The sequence below is a fragment of the Limnobacter humi genome, assembly GCF_024518835.1.
Classification (GTDB): domain Bacteria; phylum Pseudomonadota; class Gammaproteobacteria; order Burkholderiales; family Burkholderiaceae_B; genus Limnobacter; species Limnobacter humi.
The window spans coordinates 806579-832423 of record NZ_JANIGO010000001.1 but is presented as its reverse complement, the minus strand read 5'-3'; the positions used below and the strand labels follow the sequence as shown (position 1 = coordinate 832423).

The following is a 25845-nucleotide window of genomic DNA, read 5'->3' as shown; positions in this document are numbered from 1 at the left end:
GTGGAAGTGCGCATTTGGTTTTTGGCGTGCGGCTCCAAGTGACAGTTCATGGATTTGTCATGCGAGCTGTCACATAAACAGGGTAATGGCCTGACGTCGCGATTAGGGTTTACCCTTGCATCTGGACTTCGGTCCAGACAACAGTTGCCAAGAAACCGCGTGGGCGCTATGTTTCCAAGTATCCATGGCTATTGCATGGACAATCTTGGGGGAATACAACAATGAAAAAATTTGCATTGGCAGCCTCTGCTGCCGTTGTGTTGGCGGGCTGTGCCGCCGGAGGCATGTTTGGACCCGCACCGAAGGACGGTGAACTGGCCAAACCATCGGATTACTCGACATGGCCCGTGTTTTTGGCGGGTATTGAAAAGCCGACCGGTCACATTCGGGACATTTACATCAACAAAACCGGTGCATCGGCCCAGAAGGGCGAAGCGTTCCCCAACGGCACCGTCAGCGTGATGGAAATTTACAAAGCCAACAAAGGTGCGGATGGCAAACTGGCCAAAGCAAACCTGGAAAAGGTGTTTGTGATGTACAAAGGCAAGGACTGGGGTACAACCGCGCCTGAAGGCATGAAGACTGGTGATTGGGTGTACTCTGCGTTTGAAGCCAATGGTGAGCCCGCCAAAGTGGATTACGCCACTTGCCGCGGTTGCCACATGCCGTTGGCTGACAAAGACTTTGTGTTCCACTACGACAAATACTTTGACACCCGCAAGGCAGCTGCCCTGCTGGATGGCCACGCTGGCAAAGTGGCAATGTCCGTGGAAGAAGCCCACTTGGCGGCCTTGGTCACCAAGTAATCCGGGTTCGCTTGCAGCCTCCGCGGCTGTGAGTCGATTGCGAAAAACCGCTCCAATTGGAGCGGTTTTTTTATGGTCACCCGATACCAACCCATTCTCGGTCTATGATGTGCTCACACGCGCCCGCCAAGAGGTGCGACCGCCACGGAGACATCCATGAATGCCCATTTTCAAGCCCATATCGCGCAGGCTCAAACCGTGAGCGCGCCCGATGGCTATGCCCTTCAGGTCAATCGGTTCAGTCCGCAACAACCGGCCAAAGCCACCGTGGTTATTTCAGCGGCCATGGGCGCTCCGCAGTCGTTTTATCACCCATTTGCCAGTTGGTTGTCGCGTCAAGGGTTTGAGGTGTACTGCTTCGATTACCGGGGCATGGAGAAAGGCACCAACAACGTCAAAACGGTTGACACAGACATCACCACCTGGATGCTGCAGGATGCCAATTCGGTGTTGAAACATGCCAAGGCGCAAGCCGCTGGTCGATTGATTTGGCTGGGCCACAGCCTGGGTTGCCAGATTGTGGGCACCATGCCGGACCGACACCTGATTGATCAAATGGCCGGTATCGCCACGGGAACCGGATACTGGTTGCACGCGGATTGGGCCTTGAAATCCAAGGCTTGGTTGTTGTGGCTGGTGATGGTGCCAACCTTGACCCCGCTGTTTGGTTATTTTCCCGGCAACACGGTGAACATGGTGGCGGATTTGCCGGCACGGGTGGCCTACCAGTGGCGGCGCTGGTGCTTAAACCGGTATTACCTGGCTGGCGTGGAGGGCGAGGCCATCCGTGCGCAATACCAGGCCATGCGATTGCCGTTCAAGGTGTTGAGCTTTACCGATGATGAGTTGATGTCGGCCCGAAACACAGAAGACATCTTCGAGATGTATCCTCAAAACCGCATTGAACACCGTCGCCTGGACCCGGCCGAGTTAAAACTCAAACGCATCGGACATTTCGGATTTTTTCGCAAAAGCATGGAGCAAGCCGTGTGGCCTTTGGCCCTGAGCTTGCTGGAGGAGTAAGCATGGACCGTTCACTGTCCGGAAAAAATGTGTTTGTAACGGGTGGGTCTCGGGGTATTGGGCTTGCGATTGCCTGTCGATTGGCCCAAGAAGGGGCCAATATCACGATTGCTGCCAAAACCGCCGAGCCGAACCCCAAGCTGCCGGGCACGTTGTACACCGCTGCAGCCGCCATTGAAGCGGCTGGTGGTCGTTGTTTGCCCATTCAGGTGGATATTCGTGATGAACTGGCACTGCAGGCGGCAGTGAACCGTTCTGCCGAGCATTTCAATGGTTTGGATGTGTTGATCAACAATGCCAGTGCCATACACCTGACGCCAACGGACATGACGCCCATGAAGCGGTTCGACTTGATGTTTGGCGTCAATGTGCGAGGCACCTATGCCAGCACGCAGGCGTGCTTGTCGCATCTGCGAGCCTCGGGCAAGGCCGGGCGCAATCCGCACGTCCTTAACCTGTCGCCACCGCTGAACTTGAACCCCAACTGGTTTGCGCCGCATGTGGCTTACACCATGGCCAAATATGGCATGAGCATGTGCGTGCTGGGCCATGCGCGAGAATTCAAGCACCAGGGAATTGCGGTGAATGCGTTGTGGCCACAAACCGCGATTTACACCGCTGCCATGCAGATGATTCCTGGCGTGTTGCCAGAGCACTGCAGAGAGCCCGCCATCATGGCCGATGCCGCTGTGCACATTCTGCAGCGTACAGCAAGCGATCCCGATGGAACTGGCCAGTTTTTTATTGATGAAGCCGTGTTGCGGCAAGCGGGCGTGAGTAATTTTGATCACTACGCCACTGTGCCGGGCAGCCAGCAGATTCAGCGGGATTTTTTCCTGGATTGAACCGGACATGCTGAAGAAATTCTTGTTGACCCTGTTGGTGCTGCTGGCTGTGTTGGGCGGTTTCATCGCCGTGCAGGCCAATCGTTATCCTCCGCTACCCGAGGTGGACAATGACACTGCAGTCCTGCAGCCTGTGGGTCCAGCCCCGTCACAGGGCATTGCCGCGCTTTTTCTGGGCACGTCCTCATTCCTGTGGACCGATGGAAAGACCCAATGGCTGCTGGATGGATTTTTTTCCAGGCCTTCGCTGCTCGAGGTGATGTTCTCCCGGTTGGATGTGAACAAAGACCGTGTGAACAGCACCTTGGGCCGTGCATTCACTGTGCTGGGCACGCCAGCGGAGTTTTCGGCCGTGTTTGTTGCCCACTCCCATTACGACCACGCACTGGATGCGCCTTACCTTGTCAAACAACAGCCAGCATCTCGTTTGTATGGCTCTGCATCCACCCGTCAGATTGCGCTGGGTCAGCAAGTGCCCGCTCACCAGATCAGTTTGCTGAACATCCCACAGAGTATTCCGGTGGGCGACTTCACCATTCGCGTCCTGGGCTCAGCGCATGCGCCCACCGGGTTTACGGGCGGCAACAATGATGAACCGCTTCGCTTACCGGCCCACGCCTTGGCCTTCAAAGAAGGCATGAGCTACAGTTTTGTGGTGTATCACCAACGCACTGGCGCTCAACCCCTGGCGTTGATCCAGCCCAGTGCCGGTTATGTGCCTGGTCAAAACGCCGGTTTGACAGTACCGGTTGTATTTTTGGGCACTGGCGGGCTGGGCAAACTGGACGAGGAGCATGCAGCCCGATATTGGCAGGAAATGGTCAAGGACACGGGTGCGAAAACGGTGTACTTGATTCATTGGGACGATTTCACCCTCCCCCTGATGAAGGGGGGGGCGCTGCAAACGCTTCGGCCCATGCCGGAGCTGGTGGATCATCTGGACCGCACCATCACGCGTTTGCAGGCTTTTGCACGCCGGGATGGTGTTTCCCTGACAGTTCTCCAAGCGTGGAAGAAAGTTAATTTTTAAGGCGCACGCCCGACCTTATTCCAGCATACTAGGGTTGGCTGCGCAGAGCGGCCAAAATCCTTGAATTCGCGGTCTTGATGAGTAAACCTTCCCGACGCACCAGTGCCAAGCATGCATTGGTGGACATCGTTCACAATGAGGTGACGGCCTGGATCGTACTGGCCATGTCGCTGGGCATTACCGTGGCTGGCTGGTATGTGGCCCGACAAGCCGTGGAACGCAACTTGGCGGAACGGTTCCAGTTCGAAACCCAGGATGCCACCATCCGCATTCAGACCCGCATGCGGGACTACGAGCAAGCCTTGCGTAGTGGCGCCGCCCTCTTCAAAACCATGGACACAGTCAATCGGCAGCAATGGGCCGACTATGTGTCAAACCTGAGGTTGCAGGCTGTACTGCCCGGTATCCAGGGGCTCGGGTATGCCGCATTTTTAAAGCCCGGGGAGCTGGACAGCCACATACAGTCCGTGCGTTCGGAGGGATTCCCCGATTACACCGTGACGCCGCCTGGCCAACGGGACCATTACAGTTCGATCGTGTTTCTGGAGCCTTTTGATGTGCGCAACCAGCGTGCTTTTGGCTTTGACATGTATTCCGATCCGGTCCGCAAGGCGGCCATGGACAAAGCCATGGACAGCAACAGCACCGCGGTGTCTGGCTTGGTGCAATTGAGACAGGAAAATGGTGTCGATCCACAGGCGGGTTTTTTGATGTATCAACCGGTGTATCGGAAGAATGTACCATTTGCCACTCCCGATGAACGCCGCCACGCGATTCAGGGGTATGTGTTCAGCCCTTTTCGCACCAAGGATTTGATGACCGGTGTACTGGGGCTTCAAAAGGCCGCCGCAGTTCACTTCCGTTTGTATGACGATGCGGTGGAGGCACCGGAACACCTCTTGTACGACTCCACTGACAGTGCTGACCAAGTGCCCGTTGCCCAACGATTGGAACACCGAGAGAACCTGGAGCTGCCCGGTCGAACCTGGCTGGTGGTGTATGAAGCCACGCCCGCTTTGCTGGCGTCGGTGCCTAGCAACACGCCTCGCTTGGTGTTGATTGCTGGCACGCTGATTGATGCGCTGTTGTTCGCAAGCATTGCCTCCCTGGCCCGCCAGCGGCGTTTGCTGGATCGTCACAATCGAGCGTTGCAAGCCAGCGAAGCGAAGTTCACCGGGCTGGTGGAAGGCTTGCAAAGCCAGTTTGCTTTTTTGCGCCTGGATGCCCATGGCCGAGTGACTTATCTCAGCCCCACACTGAAAAACCTCTTGGGTCTGCCTGACCTGGCGCTGGGTGAGCAGGTGCTGTCCGTGATTCACGAAACGGCACCGGGCAGCGAACTGGCCAAGGCCATCGGGCTTACATTGGCCAATCGGGTCAACTCCAAATTCATTCGCGACGTGGTCACACCAGACCAGGACGACCGTGTGGTGGAGGGGTTTATCCATGCCGTGGTGGGCCCCGATGGGCAATTGCAATCGGTGGAATGTGTGGTGCACGACATCACCTTGCGACAGGCCAATGAGCGGGAACTGGAACACTACCGACTCAAACTTCAGGACCTGGTGCTGGAACGTACCCGGGAACTGCAAATGGCCAACCAAGCCAAAAGCCAGTTTTTGGCCAATATGAGCCATGAAATCCGCACCCCGTTGCATGCCATCATCGGCCTGAACAGTTTGTTGCTGGGCCAAAACCAGGATGCAGAAACCCGCGAAAAACTGCTGCAAAGCCAGGCTGAATCTCGTCGACTGCTGGCCATGGTCGATGACGTGCTGAGCTTCACCCGGATTGAGTCGGGTGCCCTGAAGCTGGAACCCAGCCAGTTCAGCCTGCGGGACCTGATGGCCCATGTGCTAAAAAGCCTGGAGCGTGAGGCCAAGCTGCAGGGTGTCCCGGTGACCTTGACCTTGGACCCAGCGGTGCCAGACCCGCTGGAGGGTGACCCCGTTCGCTATCGGCAGGTGCTTAATATTTTGTTGAGCAATGCGCTGAAGTTTTCACGGCAGGGCACAGTCCACGTGCACATCAGTATTCAGGGCAATCTAGGTTCCAGCATCACGTTGATGACCGAAGTGCGCGACCAGGGGATTGGATTGGACCCTGCGTTGTTGCCCCGCTTGATTCAGCCGTTTGAACAGGTCGACAACACGGCCACCCGCGAATATGGCGGTATGGGCCTGGGCTTGGCTTTGGGCAACAAGCTGATCGAGTTGATGGGCGGCGCCTTGTCGCTGGAATCAACCCCGGGGGCCGGCAGTTGCTTCCGCTTTACATGCCGCATGCACGTGCATGCGGTGCAGGCGCCGTCTGGTCTGCTGACCCACGGTGACGATGCGAGTGCCCCCGGGGCGTTGGACAATCGCCATGTGTTGGTGGTCGAGGACAACCGGCTGAATCAACAGGTCATCAAAGCATTGCTGGGCCGCATGAACATTCGCGTGTCAGTGGTCGAGAACGGGCAAGAGGCTGTCATGGCGGTTCGAAATGATCACAGCATTGAACTGGTGTTGATGGATGTGCACATGCCGGTGATGAACGGTCTGGATGCAACACGGGACATTCGCCGTTTGCCCGGCTCGGCAGCCACATTGCCCATCATTGCACTGACAGCCGCTGCCATGCAGGAAGACGAAGCGGCATGCCGTGAAGCCGGCATGAACGACTACCTGACCAAACCAGTCAACCTGGGCATGCTGTCCAAGACCCTGTTGAAGTTCCTTGGGCGACGCAGCCCAGCCAGCGAATCGACATGAGTCGCGTCGCCGTGATTGGCGCGGGCATTGCCGGCAGCGCTGTTGCCTTGGCTTTGTGCAAACGGGGTTGGGCTGTGGACCTGTTTGAAGCGGAACAGCCAGCGCACGGTGCATCGGGCAACTGGGTGGGGGCTTTTCACCCCCACGTCACGCGTGGGGATTCCCCGTTGTCGCAGCTCTCCCGCCTGGGATTCCAAGCCACCCTGAACGCGTTGGGTGAACTGACCGCACAGGGTTTGCTGGCACGTGGCACCGATTGGGACACCCCAGGCCATTTGCTCACCATTCCCAGCCCGGAGGCCGGCCGCGCAAAAGAAACGTTGCACCTGCTGCAGCGCCCAAGTGACGAGGTGCAATGGTCTGAACCCGGCCAGCACCTGCCTTCGCCCCACGCCGGATATTTTTTCCCGACAGGCGGCTGGGTGAAGCCACCACGGTGGGTGCAAGCCAATTTGCAGGCCTGTGGTGAGCAATTAACGCTGCACAGTCAGCACGCAGTGGGAAGCCTGGATGAACTGACTGCCTATTCATCGGTGGTGGTGGCGTGTGCACAGCACAGCCTGGATTTGGCACCGGTACCCGGTGCAGCCACGGGTGTGGTGAAAGGGCAAATTACGCGGCACGCCCTGCAGAACGGGCAACGGTTACCGCATGTGCTCAGTGGCGAAACCTACGCGATTTCACCGCCTGAAGATGACTGGATGTTGCTGGGTGCCACGTATGAACGCCCAGTCACGCACATGGGTTGCACCGATGAAGCCGATTCTGACAACCTTCGGCGATTCCAATCGGCCTTGCCAGATTGGCCATTGGGCGAGCGTTTGGACCAGCGAACCGCGCTGCGGTTTGTGTGGCACGACCGCTTGCCTGCCATCGGCCCGGTGCCGGGTTTGGACAATGTGTATTTGTCCACTGGGTTTGCATCCCGCGGCTTGCTCTGGGCCGCACTGGGCGGCGAGTTGGTGGCAGACTGGATCGAACAATGTCCACCCGAGAACCCATTGCTACGCAGGCTCACACCACGATCCAGGCTCAAGGTTTGAGCCTGAATCGCGACAAAACCAGAACAGGTTATTCCTCGCTGGTGGCTGCTTTTTTGGCCTTGGTGGTTTTGCTGGCCGTTTTCCCGGCAGCGCCTTTCGCAGCAGGCTTCTTCTCGCCTTTCGGCTCAAATTCAAAGCCAATACTGCCGTCAGGCTTTTTCACCAAAAAGGCTTTGAAAGCGCGGCGAGTTTTGGAGGATACGAAGCGGCTCAGCAAGTCGGTTTTGCCGTCCAACAACAGCTTTTCCATTTGCTCGCGCTCAATGGGCTGCTGAAGAATGACCTTGCCCGACCTGAAGTCGCAGGACTTGTTGGGCCCCACCGATTTTTCGCAGACGTAGGTGGTGGGCATTTCGAACACGCTGGCTGCGCATTTGGGGCAAGGACCCAGGCGGGTTTGGCCTGAAAAATCCACTTCCTCGGCATCGTCATCGTCCCGGCTTTGGCCGAAGTCGAATTCCAGTTTGTGCTCGCTGCTCAAGCGCAGCACCGCCGAGAATGGGCGACCCATTTTGCTGCGGAAACCATCCAGCATGGGCAGCTCACGCTCTTGCAGCAGGGTTTCCACTTCATCGACTTCAAACTGTCGCCCACCGGGCACCTTGCTGATGGAAAACTCGCAGCTGGTGCAGGCAAAGCGGCGGTAGTTTTCTTTCACCACCGCGCCGCAATTCGGGCAAGGCGTTTTTAGTGTGGCGTAATCACCGGGAATGGTGTCTTCATCGTAGTTCTTGGCCCGGTCCACGATGGTTTGGGTGATTTTTTTGATCTCGTGCATGAATTCATCGCGCGAGAGTTCGCCCTTCTCCATTTGGGACAGCTTGTATTCCCATTCGCCGGTCAATTCGGGCTTGGTCAGTTCTTCCACATCCAGGCCGCGCAGCAGTGTAAGCAACTGGAAGGCCTTGGCGGTGGGCACCAGGGCGCGTTCTTCGCGCACCAGGTATTTTTCAACCAGCAAACCTTCAATGATGGCGGCGCGGGTGGCTGGTGTGCCCAAGCCTTTGGTTCCCATGGCGTCGCGCAGTTCATCGTCGTCCAGCATTTTGCCAGCGCTTTCCATGGCCGACAGCAGGGTGGCTTCCGAATAGCGGGCGGGTGGTTTGGTTTGCAGGCGGAGTGCTTCAATCTCGTCAGTGCTCACTTTTTCACCGGCGTTCACAGGCACCAGGCTGTCGTCATCACCAGCCGATTGACGGCCATAAATGGCCAGCCAACCAGGTTTGACCAGCACTTTGCCTTCGGTTTTGAAGCGGTGGTTTTCCACGGTGGTGATGCGGGTGGTTACGTTGTATTCCGCAGCCGGAAAGAACACGGCCAGGAAGCGCTTGACCACCAAATCGTAGAGTTTTTGTTCCGGCTCGCTGAGTGCTTTGGGCACTTGCAGCGTGGGGATGATCGCAAAGTGGTCCGAAATTTTGCTGTTGTCGAACACCCGCTTGTTGGGCTTCACCCAGTTGTTCTTCAGAATTTCTTCACAGAACGGGCCATACGCGGCTGCAATGTGACCACGATCCAGGCCGACGAAGGACTTCAAGGTCTGGTTCACCGTGCCCATGTAGTCTTCAGGCAAGGCCTTGGAGTCGGTACGCGGGTAGGTCAACACCTTGTGCTTTTCGTACAGGGCCTGGGCCAGGCCCAGCGTATTTTTGGCGGAAAAGCCAAAGCGGCTGTTGGCTTCGCGCTGCAGGCTGGTGAGGTCAAACAGTTGGGGCGCAATTTGGGTGGTCGGCTTGCTTTCTTCCTCCACCGTGCCGGGTTTGCCGTCGCAGGCTTCCACAATGGCCTTGGCCTTGGCCTCGTCCCACAGCCGGTCGGCTCGTTGCTCGGGGTCGTCACTGCGCTTAAAGCCGGGGTCAAACCACTTGCCCTCATACGCACCGGCCTGCGCACCAAAACTGGCTTTCACTTCAAAGTAAGTGCGGGGCACAAACTTGCGGATTTTCTCTTCCCGTTCCACCACAATCGTCAGCGTGGGGGTTTGCACGCGGCCCACCGTGGTGAGGTAAAAACCGCCTTCCTTGCTGTTGAATGCCGTCATGGCGCGTGTGCCATTGATGCCCACCAGCCAGTCGGCTTCCGAGCGGCAACGGGCCGCATCGGCCAGGGGGCGCATTTCGGCATCGGTGCGCAGGTGCTCAAAGGCCTGGCGAATGGCCGCTGGGGTCATGGACTGCAACCACAGCCGTTCTACCGGTTTGTTGCTTTTCGCAAACTGGGCAATCAAACGGAAAATCAGTTCACCTTCGCGGCCCGCGTCACAGGCGTTGATCAGGCCAACCACATCCTTGCGTTTGATGAGCTTGTTCAGCACCTTCAAGCGGGATTCGGTCTTGGCGATGGGGTTCAGGTCGAAATGCGGTGGCAGCACCGGCAGGTTGGCAAAGCTCCACTTGCCGCGCTTGACTTCAAATTCTTCGGGCGCCTTGATTTCCACCAAGTGCCCCACGGCTGAGGACAGCACGTAGTCTTCACTTTCGAAATAATCGTCGTGCTTGGTGAAGCCCCCCAGCGAACGCGCGATGTCAGCAGCCACCGAGGGCTTTTCTGCAATGATCAACTTCTTGGGGCTATCGCTACTCAATTGGGGTCTCTTGTGGGTGCCAGTGCATCAATGGGGCTCGTTTACTTTTTGGAGCCATGTGCGCCGAAGTGTAAGTGCCATGCCTTGGACAAATCAAGGCTTTCCGCTTGAACTGGGTGAGATCCTCCAATTCAGACCCGAATCCATCGACCGTGGGCTTCGCACAGTACAAGGCCGTCCAGCTCAAGCTCTGTGAGGGCGCACAGGGTGTCTTCAGGGCTTAAACCCGCCAACTGGGCCAGTTCATCCACACTTTGGGCCTGGGTGTCCAAGTGCTTCAGCAATCCGCTGGCTTGTGGGCTGCTGGCCGTTGCAGACTCCCCGGCGGCCAAGACCCCGTCGTTGTCGGTTGTACACAACACCCCCGGGCTGTGCCTGGGCCCCGGTTTGCCCGGTGGTAATTGGGCCAGTGCCTCATCCAGCACTTGCTGGGCTGTTTCCACCAGAATCGCACCTTCGCGGATCATGGCATGGCAGCCTTTGCTCTGGCTGCTGTGGATGGAGCCGGGAATGGCCAGCACCGGCTTGCCCAGATTGCCCGCCAGCCGCGCGGTGATCAAGCTGCCCGACCGCACCGCCGCCTCCACTACCACGAGCGCGTCGCTGAGGGCGGCGATGATGCGGTTGCGCTGGGGGAAAAAGCCCGACATGGGGGCCGTTCCCGGGGGGTATTCCGACAGGATGAGCCCCTGGCTCGCCAGGATGTTGGCCGCCAGCCGGTGGTGGCAGCTGGGGTAGACCACATCAGGCCCGCAACCCAGCACGGCGATGGTCGCGCCTGCAGCGTCCAGAGCGCCGGTGTGGGCGGCACCGTCGATGCCCTCTGCCAGCCCGCTCACGATGGTCCAGTTGTGGCCTGCCAGGCTGGCGGCAAGGTCCTGCGCGGTGCGAAGGCCCATCCGGGTGGCATTGCGGCTGCCCACCAGTGCAATGCTGCGGGTGTGCAACAGTTCAGCCTGACCATGCCCAAACAGCATGAGCGGCGCGTTGGGCAATGCTTTCAAGCTGTCGGGGTATCCGGTGCTGCCGGGGGCCAGCCAGAAGCGGTTGGGGCCTTCATCGAGCCACCGCTGTGCCCGCTCATAAAAGGTGTGGATGGGCGCGTGTTCCGGCCAGCCATGAAAGCTCGCCTGACCGAAGGCAGCCGCTTGCCGCTGGGGCAGCGGAACCAGGGTGTTGTAGGCGATGTTGAGGGCGGTTAGCAGCGGGTTCAAGGGCAACTCCGAGCGAACCTTCGAAGCATTTTGGGCACAGAAGCGGTATCCTTCCATTATTGAAGTCAGTACGAGTGCATTGCAATGGCATTGCTTCCCATTTTGCGTTACCCCGATCCGCGCCTGAAAACGGTTGCCACCCCAGTCACCCAGTTTGATGACAAGCTTGCCAGGCTGGTACAGGACATGGCCGAAACCATGTACGAAGCCCCCGGCGTGGGCTTGGCTGCCACACAAGTGAATGTCCACAAGCGGCTGGTGGTGGTGGATGTGTCTGAGGACAAATCCGGTCTCATCGTGTTTGTGAATCCCGAAGTGATTCAGGCCAGTGATGAAGCCAAGGACTATGATGAAGGGTGTTTGTCCGTACCCGGCATTTATGAAACCGTGACCCGGCCCGATACAGTGCGCATTCGGGCTCAAAATGTGAAAGGCGAGTTTTTTGAAATCGATTGCGATGGTTTGTTGGCCGTGTGCATCCAACATGAGATTGACCACCTCAATGGCAAGGTGTTTGTGGAATACCTCTCGCAGCTGAAGCAAACCCGCATCAAAAACAAACTGAAAAAGCAGGAACGGGCCAACGCCTGAACCGCACACGCCATGAATTCCAACACCTTGAATGTGGGCTTTGCCGGCACACCCGAATTTGCGCGTGTGGCGCTGAAGCACCTGTTGAATGCGGGTTACCCGGTCAAACTGGTGCTGACCCAACCGGACCGCCCTGCCGGGCGCGGGATGAAGCTAACAGCCTCCCCAGTGAAACAATTGGCACAGGAACATGGCATTCCCGTGTTACAACCCCTCAGCCTGAAAAAAGGGGATGAGGCCGAGCAAGCCTTGCAGGCCCTGAAAATGTCTGCAGATGGCCAGCCACTGGATGTGTTGATTGTGGCGGCTTATGGTCTGATCTTGCCGCAAGCTGTGTTGGATGCACCGCGCTTGGGCTGCCTCAACATTCATGGCAGCCTGTTGCCGCGCTGGCGTGGTGCGGCGCCCATCCACCGCGCCATTGAAGCGGGTGACGCGCAGACGGGTGTGTGCATCATGCAGATGGAGGCCGGGCTGGACACAGGCCCTGTGGGCCTTTGCGAGGCTTTGCCGATTTTGCCCAGCGACACCACCGCCACCCTGCATGACAAACTGGCCGATTTGGGTGGGCGACTGATGGTGCAAGCCCTGCAACAGTTGGCCCAGGGCGAGCTGCACTTTGAGGTGCAGCCCGAACAGGGCGTTACCTATGCTGACAAAATCAGCAAGGCCGAAGGCGAGATTGACTGGACCCAGCCGGCTGCTGTGTTGCAGCGCCGCCTGCGCGCATTCGACCCTTTCCCCGGGGCCAGTACGCAATTTGGTGGCGAACTTTTAAAATGTTTTGACCCGGTGGTTGCCCACAGTGCTCGTGGGCAGGCGTCAGCCGGCACTGTTTTGGCGGTGGATGCGCAGGGCATGGTGGTGCAGTGTGGCGAAGGGGCGCTGTGCGTGGCCACCCTGCAAAAAGCAGGGTCACGCCGTGCGCCAGCTCAACAAGTGGCGCAGGCCATGGGCCTTCAGGCTGGAAACTGTTTGGCCGCCTGACAGGTCAAAACTCTTGACAAGCACTTTGAATTCACAGGAATGACGACATGTTCAACTGGATGAAAACCTTCATGCTGATGGCCGCCATCACGGCGCTGTTCATGGTGCTGGGCGGTATGCTGGGCGGGCGCGGCGGCATGCTGATGGCGCTGGCCTTTGCCGTGGTGATGAACTTCGGGGCCTATTGGTTCTCGGACAAAATGGTGCTGCGCATGTACAACGCGCAAGAGGTGGATGCCAGCAATGCACCGGAGTTTTACAACATGGTGGCTGACCTGGCGCGCCGCGCCGAGTTGCCCATGCCCCGTGTGTACCTCATCAACGACCCGGCGCCCAACGCCTTTGCCACCGGCCGCAATCCGGAACATGCGGCTGTGGCCGCCACCACGGGCATTTTGAAGGTGTTGTCCGCCCGTGAAATGCGGGGTGTGATGGCCCATGAACTGGCCCACGTGAAACACCGCGACATTTTGATTTCTACGGTGTCCGCCACCATGGCCGGTGCCATCTCGGCCCTGGCCAATTTCGCCATGCTGTTTGGTAGTCGCGATGAAAACGGCCGCCCGGCCAACCCCATTGCCAGTATTGCTGTGGCGTTGTTGGCACCGATTGCCGCCTCGCTGATTCAAATGGCCATTTCCCGCGCGCGCGAGTTTGAGGCCGACCGCGGGGGTGCCGAAATCAGCGGCGACCCGGCTGCACTGGCCAGTGCTCTCGACAAAATTCACCGGTATGCCCAAGGCATTCCTTTTCAAACCACCGAAGCCCATCCGGAAACTGCACAGATGATGATCATGAACCCCTTGTCCGGAGGCGGTATTGCCAGCCTGTTTTCAACCCACCCGCCCACTGAAGAGCGTGTTGCTCGCCTGATGGAACTTGCCGAGCAGCAGCCTGCTCGCGGCGGTTTGCAGTGAGCGGCCGCCCCACGCGAGGCCGCACCGCCCCCACGTCCCCTGCCGCTCCGTTGTTGCGGTTGCAGGAAACCGACCTGGCTTACAGCTTGCTGCTGGCCGCCAAAGCCATGACTGCCGTGCTGCACCATGGACGCTCCCTGGACCAAGCCTTGACCCAAAACCTGGGCAACGAACAGTCGTTTGCCGTTCGCGGGGCTGTTCGTGATTTGGCCACCAACGGCATTCGCCAGTGGGGCCGTGCACAGGTGTTGGTGCAGATACTTACCCAGAAGCCTGGTTTGAACCCGCCACTGCTGGAAACCACCTTGGGCCTGGGCCTGGGTCTGCTATGGCCCAGCGATGCGCCCAAGTATCCGTCCCACACGGTGGTTAATCAACTGGTGAATGCATGTGCGGCCGAGCCCACGTTGGTGGCCGGCAAAGGCTTGGTCAATGCTTGCCTGCGCAATTTTTTGCGGGATACGCCCCACTGGGTGAACCAGGCACTGAAAAACCCGCAGGCCCGCTGGAGCCTGCCAGGTTGGTGGGTGCGCAAGGTCATGGACCAGCACCCTATTCAAGGTGAGGCGCTGTTGAACCAGGCGGCACAGCACCCACCCATGGTGTTGCGGGTGAACAGCCGCATTGGTACAGCCCAACAGTATGTGGATTACCTGGCTGAAAATGGCATGACTGGCCGTGTGATCGGTCCGCAGGCGGTGCTGCTGGCGCAACCCTGCCCGGTGGATGCATTGCCCGGGTTTTCGCAGGGGGAAGTGTCGGTGCAGGACAGCGCTGCCCAACTGGCGGCACCCCTTCTGGACTTGCAGAATGGCCAACGTGTGCTGGATGCTTGTGCTGCACCGGGTGGTAAGACCGGCCACTTGCTGGAACTGGCCAATATTGACTTGCTGGCGCTGGACAGCAGCGAGTCCCGCTTAAACCGGGTAGCCGATAACGTGGAGCGCATTGCGCCAACGCTGGATGGCGATTGGCGTTTCAACATGACGGCCGCCAAGGCTGAAGCGTTGAACGATTGGTGGGACGGCACACCGTTTGATGCCATTCTGGCCGATGTGCCCTGCACCGGTTCGGGGGTTGTGCGCCGCCACCCCGACATTCCCTGGTTGCGCAGACCGGACGATTCGGCCAACTTGTCGCGGATACAACACACTATCCTGGATGCTTTGTGGTCGACCCTCAAGCCCAACGGTACACTTTTGCTCGTTACCTGTTCCATCTTTCGAGAAGAGGGTCCTTTGCTGACCAAGGCATTCACTGACAAACACCCCGATGCAACGCCGCTGGATGCGCCGGGTGTGGTGTATCCGCTGGCCGACGCGGCCACTTCTCCGGATGGATTTTTCTACGCCAAATTTCGCAAACGCGCCCATTCCTGAGGAGTTGCCTTGAAACTGCTGGAGGCAAACCTCACGCTGCACCGCGCATGGCAAGCATTGTTGTGGCTGGTGCTGGCCTGCGCACTGATCGGGCACACAGCCCTGGTGCATGCCCAGCAGGACTCCTTCACGCGCATCAAAGCAGTCAAGCTGGAACCAGCCCGCAATGCCCAGCACCCGGGTTGGAACCTGGCAGCTGAGTTCGATATTCAGTTGGGGCAGCGCCTGCGCGAGGCCTTGGACCGTGGTTTGCCGTTGCAGTTTGCGGTGGATTTCAAGCTGACCAAGAACCGCTGGTACTGGATGGACGAGGAGACTGCCTCGGCCAGTTACACGCTGAACCTGTCCTACAACGCACTGACCCGCACATACCGCCTGGCCATGCCTTCCGGTGTGTACAACGTGGCTCGCTATGAAGATGCCTTGGCCCAGATGGTGCGGGTGGTGGACTGGCCGGTGTTGCGCAAAGACCAGGTCAAAATGGGTGAACCCTACACGGCACAGGTGCGTTTCCGCCTGGTGCTGACCGAACTTCCGAAGCCGTTCCAGATCAGCGCCTTGGTTAACAGTGAGTGGGACTTGTCCTCCGAATGGCTGAGCTTTGAATTCACGCCCCGCCAGGAGCTGCTGAAATGAACCCGTGGCTCGAAAATACCCGCTGGCTGCGCTACACCTTAATGATTCTGGCTGGCTTGGGCGGCGTCTTCTTATTCGTGCTGGCATCGGCCTCTTCCAACACGGATTTTTTCGAATCCAATTACCCGCTGCTGATTTCACTCAACGGCATGATCGCGGTGGGCATGTTCAGCATTCTCATGGTGCTGGTGGTTCGAATGGTTCGCCGTTATCGGGCGGGCGTTTTTGGCTCACGCCTCATGTTGCGCATGAGCCTCTCGTTCGCGCTGATGGGGCTGATTCCGGGCCTGCTGATGTATGTGGTGTCGGTGCAGTTTCTGGCCAAAAGTATCGACAGCTGGTTCGATGTGCGGGTGGATGGCGCGCTGGAGTCGGGCTTGAATCTGGGTCAGACCGCGTTGGACAGCCTGGTTAATGAACTGAGCCAAAAAGGGCAGTCGATTTCGCTGGAATTGTCACGGGCGACTCCCAGCCAGCAACTGTTGGAGTTGAGCCGCCTGCGCGATGCAGCCAACGTGCAAGAGTTGACCCTGCTGACAGAAACAGCCCAGGTGATTGGCAGCTCCGGCGGCTCGCTGGACAATTTGCTGCCCAGCTTGCCAGCGCCATCAATGCTGCGCCAGGCGCTGATGACACGTCCTTTTCAACAAATTGAACCTGATCCGTCCGACCCGGACACGCGGCTCATCATGCGAGTGGTGGTGCCGATTGCGCCGCCCCTGACCAGTTTTGATCTGGGCCAGCGCTATGTTCAAATTCTACAGCCCGTGCCCCTGTCACTGTCGCAGCGGGCCAATGCGGTGCAGTCGGTGTATCGGGATTATCAAGAGCTGCAGTTGTCCCGTTCCGGTTTGCGAAAAATTTATGGCATTACGCTGACGCTGGCTTTGTTGCTCACGGTCTTTGTGTCGGTGGCGGCAGCGTTCTGGTTGTCCACCCGGCTTTCAGCGCCTTTGCTGTGGCTGGCCGAGGGCACCAAGGCCCTGGCCAGTGGCAATTTCAAGACCATGCAACCGGTGAATGCTGATGATGAACTGCGGGAGCTGACCGAATCGTTCAACACCATGACGCAGCAACTGTCGGAGGCTCAGCGCCGCTTGCAAGCCAACCAGGCGCAGTTGGCCGCCAACAACGACTTTCTGCAAAGTTTGCTGGGCAGTTTGTCAGCCGGTGTGTTGGTGCTGGATCACAAGCTGCGGTTGAAAATGTACAACGAGGGTGCGCTTCGAATTTTTGACCGTGCGCTGTCAGACAACATTGGCAAACCCCTGGACGACATGGATGGACTGAAAGGCTTTGCCATGGCGGTTCGGGCCAGTGTGGCCGACAACCCCGGTGACAATCTGGATGACGGTGGCATTTGGCAAAAGCAACTGGAAATACCCCGCGCCTTTGACTCCCAAAGTTCGAAGTCGATTCTGGTTCGCGGCTCACGTTTGCCGGGCGAGAAGGGGGGCTATGTGCTGGTGTGTGACGACATTACCGCGCTGATTTCAGCGCAGCGTACGGTGGCCTGGGGTGAGGTGGCACGTCGCTTGGCCCATGAAATCAAGAACCCGCTTACGCCCATTCAGTTATCGGCCGAGCGTTTGCAGATGAAACTGGCGGACAAACTGGTGGAGCCCGAAAGCGGGATTTTGGAGCGCGCCACGCGGACGATTGTGAACCAGGTCGAATCATTGAAGAAACTGGTGAATGATTTTCGGGACTACGCCCGTTTGCCACCAGCCGATTTGAAGCCACTGGATTTGAATGAACTGGTGGCCGATGTACTGGCCCTGTATGACATTCATGTTGAGCTGGGGGTGACCGCCGACTCTACCCTGATTCCGAAACTCACGAAAAATTTGCCCGGTGTGGCTGGAGATTCGTCTCAGTTGCGCCAAGTCATCCACAATTTGTTGCAAAATGCACTGGATGCCTGTGGAGAAAGCGAGACGCCCCGAATCGAGATTCGAACCGAGGGGGTGAAATCTCCGGAGGGCGAGCAACATGGTTTGGTGGGTGTGAAGCTGGTGGTGGCCGACAATGGGCCAGGCTTCAAGGCTGACGTGCTGGACAAGGCTTTTGAGCCTTACATCACGACCAAAACCAAGGGCACTGGCCTGGGGCTCGCCATTGTTCGAAAAATTGCGGACGAGCACAAGGCGCGAATTGCCATTCGCAACAGGGTTGATGCACAAGGACATGTTTACGGTGCTGCTGTGGAAATCACGTTTCCAGTTCTGAACGGCACCGAAAAGCCAATCGAACACACTCAGGCCGCATAGAGGAAGGAACACTGCAAGATGGCGACCATTCTCGTTGTTGATGACGAAATTGGAATTCGTGAACTGTTGTCTGAAATTTTGGGCGATGAAGGTCATGAGGTTTTACTGGCCGAAAATGCAAGCCAGGCCCGGAACATGCGCGAATCGTCCGCACCGGACCTGGTGCTGCTGGACATCTGGATGCCCGACACCGATGGGGTGACGCTGCTGAAAGAATGGGCTGTGAAGGGGCAGCTCACCATGCCGGTCATCATGATGAGCGGCCACGCCACCATCGACACCGCGGTGGAGGCCACCCGCATTGGCGCCCTGGACTTTCTGGAAAAACCCATCAGCCTGCAGAAGCTGTTGGGCGCAGTTGAAAAAGGACTGACTCGGGGCAAGATGGTGCAATCGGCCCGTGCGCTGATGCAGGCCCAAACAAAAACTCAGGCTGTGGGCGGAACACCCGGTGTGGCCGCCAATGTTCAGCCTGCCGATGTGGAAACCACGCCGCTGAGCATGGCCATGGCCGAACTCTCCACCCTGGACCTGGACGCCCCCCTGCGGGACGCCCGGGACGCCTTTGAGCGCGTGTATTTTGAATACCATCTTCGCCTTGAAAATGGCAGCATGACCCGCTTGGCCGAACGCACTGGCATTGAGCGCACGCACCTGTACCGCAAGCTCAAGCAGTTGGGTGTAGAAGTGGGCCGTACAGCCCGCAAATCCATGGCATGAAAATCATCATCGTGGGGGCTGGGCGCGTGGGCGCCAGCCTTGCCGAAAATCTCGTCTCCGAGCACAACGACATCACGTTGATTGATCCGGATCCGTCAATTTTGGCTGATCTCCAGGACCGGTATGACCTTCAAACCGTCCAGGGTAACGGGGCTTATCCCAGTGTGCTGAAGCAGGCTGGCGCAGAGGATGCGGACATGCTGGTGGCGGTAACCCGCAGCGATGAAATCAATTTGGTGGCGTGCCGGATTGCCGCGCAGATGTTCAATGTACCGCGACGCATAGCCCGCGTGCGCGCACCCGAGCTGGTGGAGCAGGCCCGGTTGCACGGCGACGATGGCTTCAATGTCGACCACGTGATTTGCCCCGAGCAAAGTGTGACAGACCACATTGAGCGGCTGATTGAATTCCCGGGTGCTCTGCAGGTGCTGGAGTTTGCCAACGGGCAGGTAATGCTGGTCTCGGTGCGCGCCTTTGCGGGTGGCCCCTTGGTTGGACAAGCGATTGAACAGTTGAAGGCGCACCTGCCTCGGGTGGATGTGCGCGTGGTGGCCCTGATTCGTGATAATCAGCACGTGCCGGTGGATGGGTACACCACCATATTGCCGGGTGACGAGGTGTTTTGCCTGTGTGCGACGGCCCATGTGCGCACGGTGATGGCAGAGTTTCGCCGACAACTCAAGCCGGTGACCAAGGTGATGATTGCCGGCGGTGGAAATATTGGTTTGCGCCTGGCCCTGGCCTTGCAGAATGACTATCAGGTCAAAATCATCGAAAGCGACCATGGCCGCTGTGAGCGCCTGGCCACGCAATTGAATTCGCGCACCCTGGTGTTGTTGGGTGATGCCACCGATGAAGATTTGTTGGCCGATGAGAATGTGCAGGATGCCGATTTGTTCATTGCGTTGACCAGTGATGATGAAAACAACATCATGAGTTCACTGTTGGCCAAGAAGATGGGTGCGGGCAGGGTCATCACGCTCATTCAGCGCAAGGTGTACGCCGAGCTGGTGCAGGGCGGGCAAATCGACATTGCCATGGCACCGTCCAATGCCACACTCAGCGAATTGCTTAAACACATTCGCCGCGGCGATGTGGTGGCTGTGCACCGCCTGCGGCGCGGGGTGGCCGAGGCCATTGAGACGATTGCCCACGGCGATGCCAAGTCATCCAAAGTGGTGGGCCGTGCCATTGAACACATTCCCATGCCGAAAGGTGCGGTGATCGGTGCGATTGTGCGTGGTGAGCAGGTCATCATGGCGCACCACGACACGGTGGTGTTGGCCGATGACCATGTCATCACCTTTGTTGAACACCGCAAACTGGTGCCTGCAGTTGAAAAGCTGTTTCAGGTGGGCGTTGCCTTCTTCTAAAGCGGGGTTTCTTTTTATGAAACGGTCCCTTTTCCCGGTACTGGCCGTGCTCGGGTTTGCCCTGGCGCTGTTTTCAGTCACTTTTCTGGTACCGCTGGCGTATGCCGTGCTGCACGCGGAGCCCACGGTGTCCGCATTTCTGGCGGGCTTTCTCATCACCTTCTTGACGGGCGTGTTGATGCACATGTTGACCCGCCGCTATCGGCGGGAGCTCCAACCCCGAGATGGTTTTCTCATGGTATCCACCCTGTGGACCGCGATCCCGGCAGTCTCTTGCGTTCCGATGATGTTGTACCTACCGCACTTGAGTTTCACGGATGCTTATTTTGAAATGGTGTCGGCATTGACCACCACCGGTGCCACCGTGTTGACCGGGCTCGACACACTACCGGCCAGCATCAACATGTGGCGGCATTTGCTGTGCTGGGTGGGTGGCATGGGTATTCTGGTCTTGGCGGTGGCCATTTTGCCACTGTTGGGGGTGGGCGGATCGCAGGTGTTCAAGGCAGAAACACCTGGTCCAATGAAAGACAGCAAACTCACCCCACGCATCACCGAAACTGCACGGGCCTTGTATCTGGTCTACCTGGTGATCTCACTGGCTTGTGTGTTGGCCTACCGATGGGCTGGAATGACCTGGCTGGATGCCTTCATGCATGCGGGCTCCACCATGTCGCTCACCGGGTTTTCATCGCATGATGCCAGTTTTTCACACTTCAATTCTCCGGCCATCGAGGCGGTTGCGGTGGTGTTCATGCTGATTGCCATGGTGAACTTTTCCATTCACTTTTTGGCCTGGCGTGGGCGCTCCATCAAACCCTACCTCACCTGTCCCGAGACCCGCTGGCAAGTGGCCTTGCTGGCCGGTGCAGTGTTGTTGATCACCGCCTACCTGTTGGCCAACCGGCAGTACATGCAGGTGTCCGAGGCGTTTCGCTACGCAGTGTTCAACACCATCTCGGTGGCGTCCACCACTGGTTTTGCCAACACCGATTATGCGCAATGGCCGGCCTTTGCGCCCATGTTGATGCTGTTGTTGAGCATGCTGGCCAGTGCTGCAGGCTCCACGGGGGGCGGCATCAAAATGATGCGGGCGGTCATCCTCATCAAGCAGGCATTTCGGGAGTTGTCCCGCACCCTGCACCCCCGCGCGGTAAACCCGGTGCGGATTGGTGGCGTGCCAGTGGAAAATGCAGTGATCTTCGGCGTGCTGGCTTTTATGCTGATGTATGGCCTGAGTGTGATTGTGCTGTCCATGTTGCTCATGTTCACCGGGCTGGATCCGGTGACGGCTTTCTCCGCCATCATCGCCTCCATCAACTGCTTGGGCCCGGGCTTGGGGGCTGTGGGGCCAGCCGGGAATTTTCAGGTGCTCACGGATGTTCAAACCTGGGTTTGCACGTTTGCCATGTTGTTGGGGCGTTTGGAGTTGTTGCCAATCCTGGTGTTGTTCACCCCCGCCTTTTGGCGCAAATAAGGCAGACTGGCATGGCAGGCCCCACCGCAAACAAAACGTTGCTCTGGCTGGTGGCAGGCCGCAACCCGAAAGCACGCGCACAGGCCATTGATACCTTGCTGCATGAACGCCCGGTGCACGGTAAAACCACCCTGCTGGCCAACAGCGAATTGTTTTCAGTGCTGTCGGTGGAGGAGCAGGCACAGGTGTTTGAAGCCGACCAAGCCTTGAAAGCGCAGGGCATTCACCTGCTGCGCCTGGCACCGGGCTGCGCCTGTTGTTCCTCCAAGCTCCTGTTGTCCACCCATTTGGGCCGTACTCTGCGTTTAAACCAGCCCGATTGGTTGATTCTGGAGCTGGATTCCCAAAGCCATGTCACGCAAGTTCAAGCCTTGCTGAGCGAGCCGCAATGGCAACCCTGGTTCAGTGAAGTGTTGTTGAAAGAAGGCAATGATGGGTGAGCCCTTGAATTTTGGCTTGCGCACCCGATATATCCATTGAACAATGAGATCAGGGAGGAACTGTCATGCTGATGATGATTGATAGCCCGTACTACTGCGTGGTCGACTTGGTGTTGAGTGAGGGGCAACCCAGCTACGGCATCGAAATTGTAGACAAGAACAACCAGCGGGAGTTGTTTTTGCATGGCGACGCAGCCGACCGCTTCCGGGAACAGGTTCGACACCTGGCCAAGCAGGAGCCTGATCTGGATGACATTGAGGCATTCATTGAAGGTTACAAACCCTGGATGCAGACCCGCGTCACTTTGCATTAAATGACGTCACACCACCACCACGATCACGATCACCCCCATCCACACACCTTTCACGCTGGCAGTGAGAAAGCGGAACAAAGCACCCGCTGGGTGATGTGGATCACTTTGGCCACCATGGTGGTGGAAATTGCAGCAGGGCTGTGGTTCAACTCCATGGCCTTGCTGGCCGATGGCTGGCACATGAGTTCGCACGCATTGGCCATTGGCCTGGCCGCATTTGCCTACGCCACTTCACGCCGTTTGGCCAACGACCGCAGTTTTGCATTCGGTACTTACAAAATCGAGGTACTGGCTGCATTTGCCAGTGCGGTGTTCCTCATTGGTGTGGCGGTGTTGATGGTGGTGGGCTCAGTGGAGCGCCTCATTGAGCCGCAGTCCATTCACTACGCTGAGGCGGTGGCAGTGGCTGTGGTGGGTTTGCTCATCAATGTGGTGTGCGCGCTCATTCTGAATCACCAGGGTCATGAACACCATCACCACCATGAGCATGGACACAAGCACCATGACCTCAATTTGAAAGCGGCCTACATCCATGTGCTGACGGATGCGTTGACCTCGGTGCTGGCCATTGTTGCATTGTTGGGCGCCTGGTTTTACGGGCTGAATTGGCTGGATCCTGTCATGGGTGTGGTGGGCGCAGTGCTGGTCGCTGTGTGGGCCAAAGGGTTGCTGGTGCAATCCGCCCGCGTGCTGCTGGACCGTGAAATGAACGACCCTGTGGTTGAACAACTGCGTGGCATTCTGACTGCGCTGCCGGGCACTGCAGTGAAAGACCTCCGTGTGTGGCGGGTGGGCTCGGCCAAGTTTGCCGCCACCACTTGGCTGGAGTCGGAGAGCCTTCAAGTGGCCGATGTTCACCGGGCCATTGAACAGTCCCACCTGCCACTGACCCACGTGACCGTGCAGGTATCCAAGCCTTGATCCAGATCAAGGTCCAGGGAGTGTCCCGGGCGTAAGCTGTGGTTTGAATCACTTCGAGCCACCGGTGCGCATGCAGCAAGCCGTTTTACTGTCAACCATTCAAACCCGCCAGGCGGACGGTCGGTGGGCCGGTTTCGCCCGTGTCACGGGTATGGACTGCGCTGCCTGCGCTGTGGAACTGGAGCAGGTTGCTGGTCGTATTGCGGGTCTGGATGAATTTTCCGTTAACCCGGCCAGTGGTTGGGCCAACTGGGTGGCCGGCCGAGCGCCAGCCATCGATGAACTGGCAGACCGTGCCCTCCGCATGGGCTACTCGCTGAGCAGTTCGGGCACTGACCCAAACAATCCCGGAAGTGACCGCCAGCTACACCAAACCCGTTCGCATTTGCTGCGGTTTTTGGTGGCTTTGTTGGCCATGATGCAAATCATGATGTACAGCGCACCCGAGTATGTCTATTCCACGTCCGACATTGGCCATGCGGAAACTTTGCTGTTGCGTTGGGCGCAGTGGGTGATTGCCTTGCCTTTGATGCTGTATTGCGCGCTACCTTACCACCAGCGGGCCTGGCGAGCTGTGCTGGAAGGCCGCTTGGTCATGGACCAATTGGTGTCGATTTCAGTGGTGTTGGCTTTTGGTTTGAGCAGCCTGCGGTTGACGGATGTGAGCCTACCCGTGTGGTTTGATTCCGTGGCCATGTTGCTGACACTGCTGCTGGGGGTGCAATGGTGGATGAACCTGCACACGGCCCAGGCATTGAAGCATCTGAGTGCCCTGCAGCCCGATATGCCCTTGACGGTGGATGTCAAGTCGGATGGGACCTGGCAAACCCGGCCGGTGGTTCAGTTGAAACGGGACGACGTCATTCGTTTGCGGCGCGGCCAGGTCAGTCCGGTGGATGGCTGCATGTTGGGGTTTGCTGGTGAGGTGGTGCAAGTGGACGAGGCCATGCGAACAGGCGAGGAGGTCCCTTTGACCAAGCAGCCTGGCGATACGGTGTATGCAGGCAGCCGAAACCTCGCCGATGCACTGGAGATGAGCGTATTGGCCCTGGATTCCGACTCAAGCCTGGGGCAACTGGGCCAACTGTTGCGCAAAGCCTTGAGCAACAAGCCAGCCCACCGCGCCTTGCTGGATGGGCTGCTTCCCCTCTTTGTAGCCATGGTGGCAGTTTGTGCCGTGGCCAGTGGTGTGTACTGGGGCCTGGTGAAAGGGCAGCCAACGCAAGCCTGGTCTGCCGTGGTGGCGGTGTTGATGGTGACTTGCCCCTGCGCCTTGGCGCTGGCCCTGCCACTGGTGCGTTTATTTGCCATTCGAGCGTTGGCCGACAGGGGGGTGTTGGTCCGCTCTCCAGAGGCATTGGACCATCTGCATGCCGTGGACACGATCGCCTTGGACAAAACCGGTACGCTCACCACGCGTGAGGCTGTTTTAAGCCAAAGTATTCGCCTGATTGAGCACAATGACTGGCCGGAGACACTGTTGAATACCGTGGCTTTTCGTTTGGCACAATATTCCACACACCCCTTGTCCAAAGCGCTGGTTCAGGTGCTGTTACCTCAGGCTCATCGCTTGAGCCTGAACCTCTCCATGCAACTAAACAATGTTCAAGTAAAGATCGGCAAGGGCATCTCAGCGGATGTTCAATGGAATGGTCAAACTGCTGTGATACGCCTGGGGTCGGCACCGTTTGTGGGTTTGACAGTGAACCAGGCTCAGCAGTACTCTGCAGATGGACCGGGGAGTGCTGTGTACGTCGCAGTGCTGTCCGGTGATCCCAACCCAGATCTCGCAACATTCAAAGTGCTGGCTGCGCAACAGTTTGAATTGATGTTGAAGCCTGTTCCGGGTCTGGATCGTGAACTGAATGCTCTGTCCACAAGCCATCGGCTCATGCTGTTATCGGGTGATCAACCCGACACCGTCAACGCCTGGCAGCCAAATCTGAAGTTCGATGTACGTTTGGGTGGCCTCACACCCCAGGAAAAAACGCGCTGGATTGCGCAGCAACAACACATGGGGCACCGGATATTGATGCTGGGCGATGGTTTGAATGATGCAGCAGCCTTTGCCCAGTCGGATATTTCTGTTGCAGCCTGCAGCGCCAGCACGTTGAGTGCCGAACAGTCCGATTTTCTCCTGATGCGACCTGGCTTGCAGGCCTTGGTGGATTTGTTGGCGATTGCCAAACAGGCGCACCGTTTGAGTTTGCAAAACCTGTTGTGGGCCATGGCGTACAACGCGTTGGCCTTGCCCTTGGCAATGTCCAATGTGCTGTCACCCTGGATGGCCGCACTGGGCATGGGCTTGAGCAGTGCGGTGGTGGTGGCCAATGCATTGCGGCTGCGAGCCCCCAAGGCAGAAGGTTTTGCATGAACATTTTATTGTTGCTGATCCCGCTGAGTGTGGCCCTGCTGTTGGTGGTGGGTGTGGCGCTGTTTTGGGCGGTAAAGTCGGGCCAGTTTGAGGTGCGCGACGACGAAGCGCGCTCCATTTTGAAAGACGACGACAACCCTTGATG

22 protein-coding genes are annotated in these 25845 nt (G+C 58.0%); 20 read left to right on the top strand and 2 right to left on the bottom strand.

The genetic code is table 11. The annotated features are described in order from the left end of the window. The first annotated feature begins 221 nt into the window (after positions 1-221). The 6 genes from NQT62_RS03955 (at position 222) to mnmC1 (ending at position 7503) form a co-directional block, all read left to right on the top strand. Positions 222-806, top strand: coding sequence for a cytochrome P460 family protein (locus NQT62_RS03955; protein WP_256763284.1), 585 nt, complete (start codon positions 222-224; stop codon positions 804-806). Positions 807-962: 156 nt separating this feature from the next. Next, positions 963-1829: an alpha/beta hydrolase family protein gene (locus tag NQT62_RS03950; RefSeq protein WP_256763283.1), complete on the top strand. Its 867-nt coding sequence runs from the start codon at positions 963-965 to the stop codon at positions 1827-1829. A gap of 2 nt (positions 1830-1831) precedes the next feature. Next, the gene (locus NQT62_RS03945; RefSeq protein ID WP_256763281.1) at positions 1832-2674 is read left to right on the top strand and encodes an SDR family oxidoreductase; all 843 of its coding nucleotides are present in this window, start codon (positions 1832-1834) and stop codon (positions 2672-2674) included. Positions 2675-2681: 7 nt separating this feature from the next. After that, positions 2682-3704 (top strand): MBL fold metallo-hydrolase, encoded by a 1023-nt coding sequence (locus tag NQT62_RS03940; protein ID WP_256763279.1) that lies wholly within the window; start codon positions 2682-2684, stop codon positions 3702-3704. Between the two features lie 77 nt (positions 3705-3781). Further along, positions 3782-6460 (top strand): CHASE domain-containing hybrid sensor histidine kinase/response regulator family protein, encoded by a 2679-nt coding sequence (locus NQT62_RS03935; RefSeq protein ID WP_256763278.1) that lies wholly within the window; start codon positions 3782-3784, stop codon positions 6458-6460. After that, complete coding sequence (mnmC1, locus tag NQT62_RS03930; RefSeq protein WP_256763276.1) at positions 6457-7503, top strand: FAD-dependent 5-carboxymethylaminomethyl-2-thiouridine(34) oxidoreductase MnmC1; 1047 nt, start codon at positions 6457-6459, stop codon at positions 7501-7503. The genes NQT62_RS03935 and mnmC1 overlap by 4 nt, the downstream gene beginning before the upstream one ends. A gap of 28 nt (positions 7504-7531) precedes the next feature. On the opposite strand, the gene NQT62_RS03925 is transcribed toward mnmC1, so the two are convergent. Both NQT62_RS03925 and dprA read right to left on the bottom strand, forming a co-directional pair. After that, positions 7532-10087 (bottom strand): DNA topoisomerase III, encoded by a 2556-nt coding sequence (locus NQT62_RS03925; RefSeq protein ID WP_256763275.1) that lies wholly within the window; start codon positions 10085-10087, stop codon positions 7532-7534. A gap of 131 nt (positions 10088-10218) precedes the next feature. Further along, positions 10219-11301, bottom strand: a complete 1083-nt coding sequence (gene dprA, locus NQT62_RS03920) for a DNA-processing protein DprA (protein WP_256763274.1) — start codon at positions 11299-11301, stop codon at positions 10219-10221. Between the two features lie 84 nt (positions 11302-11385). On the opposite strand from dprA, the gene def reads away from it, so the two are divergent. The 14 genes from def to ccoS all read left to right on the top strand — a co-directional run bounded on the left by def (position 11386) and on the right by ccoS (position 25843). Beyond that, the gene (gene def / locus NQT62_RS03915; RefSeq protein WP_256763273.1) at positions 11386-11892 is read left to right on the top strand and encodes a peptide deformylase; all 507 of its coding nucleotides are present in this window, start codon (positions 11386-11388) and stop codon (positions 11890-11892) included. Positions 11893-11919: 27 nt separating this feature from the next. Next, a complete protein-coding gene (gene fmt, locus NQT62_RS03910; RefSeq protein WP_256763543.1) occupies positions 11920-12879 on the top strand; it encodes a methionyl-tRNA formyltransferase in 960 nt (319 codons plus the stop codon). Between the two features lie 47 nt (positions 12880-12926). After that, positions 12927-13796, top strand: coding sequence for a zinc metalloprotease HtpX (htpX, locus tag NQT62_RS03905; RefSeq protein WP_256763272.1), 870 nt, complete (start codon positions 12927-12929; stop codon positions 13794-13796). Then, on the top strand, positions 13793-15175 hold the full coding sequence (rsmB, locus tag NQT62_RS03900; RefSeq protein ID WP_256763271.1) for a 16S rRNA (cytosine(967)-C(5))-methyltransferase RsmB: 1383 nt from the start codon (positions 13793-13795) through the stop codon (positions 15173-15175). Before htpX ends, rsmB begins: the two co-directional genes overlap by 4 nt. A gap of 9 nt (positions 15176-15184) precedes the next feature. Then, a complete protein-coding gene (locus tag NQT62_RS03895) occupies positions 15185-15811 on the top strand; it encodes a DUF4390 domain-containing protein (RefSeq protein WP_256763270.1) in 627 nt (208 codons plus the stop codon). Then, a complete protein-coding gene (locus NQT62_RS03890; RefSeq protein WP_256763269.1) occupies positions 15808-18081 on the top strand; it encodes an ATP-binding protein in 2274 nt (757 codons plus the stop codon). The genes NQT62_RS03895 and NQT62_RS03890 overlap by 4 nt, the downstream gene beginning before the upstream one ends. Positions 18082-18099: 18 nt before the next feature. Then, positions 18100-18801 (top strand): response regulator, encoded by a 702-nt coding sequence (locus NQT62_RS03885; protein WP_256763268.1) that lies wholly within the window; start codon positions 18100-18102, stop codon positions 18799-18801. Then, the gene (gene trkA / locus NQT62_RS03880) at positions 18798-20174 is read left to right on the top strand and encodes a Trk system potassium transporter TrkA (protein WP_256763267.1); all 1377 of its coding nucleotides are present in this window, start codon (positions 18798-18800) and stop codon (positions 20172-20174) included. Before NQT62_RS03885 ends, trkA begins: the two co-directional genes overlap by 4 nt. 16 nt (positions 20175-20190) lie before the next feature. Continuing rightward, positions 20191-21651: a TrkH family potassium uptake protein gene (locus tag NQT62_RS03875; RefSeq protein WP_256763266.1), complete on the top strand. Its 1461-nt coding sequence runs from the start codon at positions 20191-20193 to the stop codon at positions 21649-21651. Positions 21652-21662: 11 nt separating this feature from the next. After that, complete coding sequence (locus tag NQT62_RS03870) at positions 21663-22091, top strand: GTP-binding protein (RefSeq protein WP_256763265.1); 429 nt, start codon at positions 21663-21665, stop codon at positions 22089-22091. Between the two features lie 65 nt (positions 22092-22156). Continuing rightward, complete coding sequence (locus tag NQT62_RS03865; RefSeq protein WP_256763264.1) at positions 22157-22405, top strand: BTH_I0359 family protein; 249 nt, start codon at positions 22157-22159, stop codon at positions 22403-22405. Beyond that, positions 22406-23326 (top strand): CDF family Co(II)/Ni(II) efflux transporter DmeF, encoded by a 921-nt coding sequence (gene dmeF / locus NQT62_RS03860; RefSeq protein ID WP_256763262.1) that lies wholly within the window; start codon positions 22406-22408, stop codon positions 23324-23326. It begins immediately after the preceding gene. 70 nt (positions 23327-23396) lie between these two features. Beyond that, positions 23397-25700 carry a heavy metal translocating P-type ATPase gene (locus tag NQT62_RS03855; protein WP_256763261.1) on the top strand — a complete coding sequence of 768 codons (2304 nt, stop codon included), beginning with the start codon at positions 23397-23399 and terminating at the stop codon, positions 25698-25700. Then, the gene (gene ccoS, locus NQT62_RS03850) at positions 25697-25843 is read left to right on the top strand and encodes a cbb3-type cytochrome oxidase assembly protein CcoS (protein ID WP_256763260.1); all 147 of its coding nucleotides are present in this window, start codon (positions 25697-25699) and stop codon (positions 25841-25843) included. The genes NQT62_RS03855 and ccoS overlap by 4 nt, the downstream gene beginning before the upstream one ends. Positions 25844-25845 lie beyond the last annotated feature (2 nt).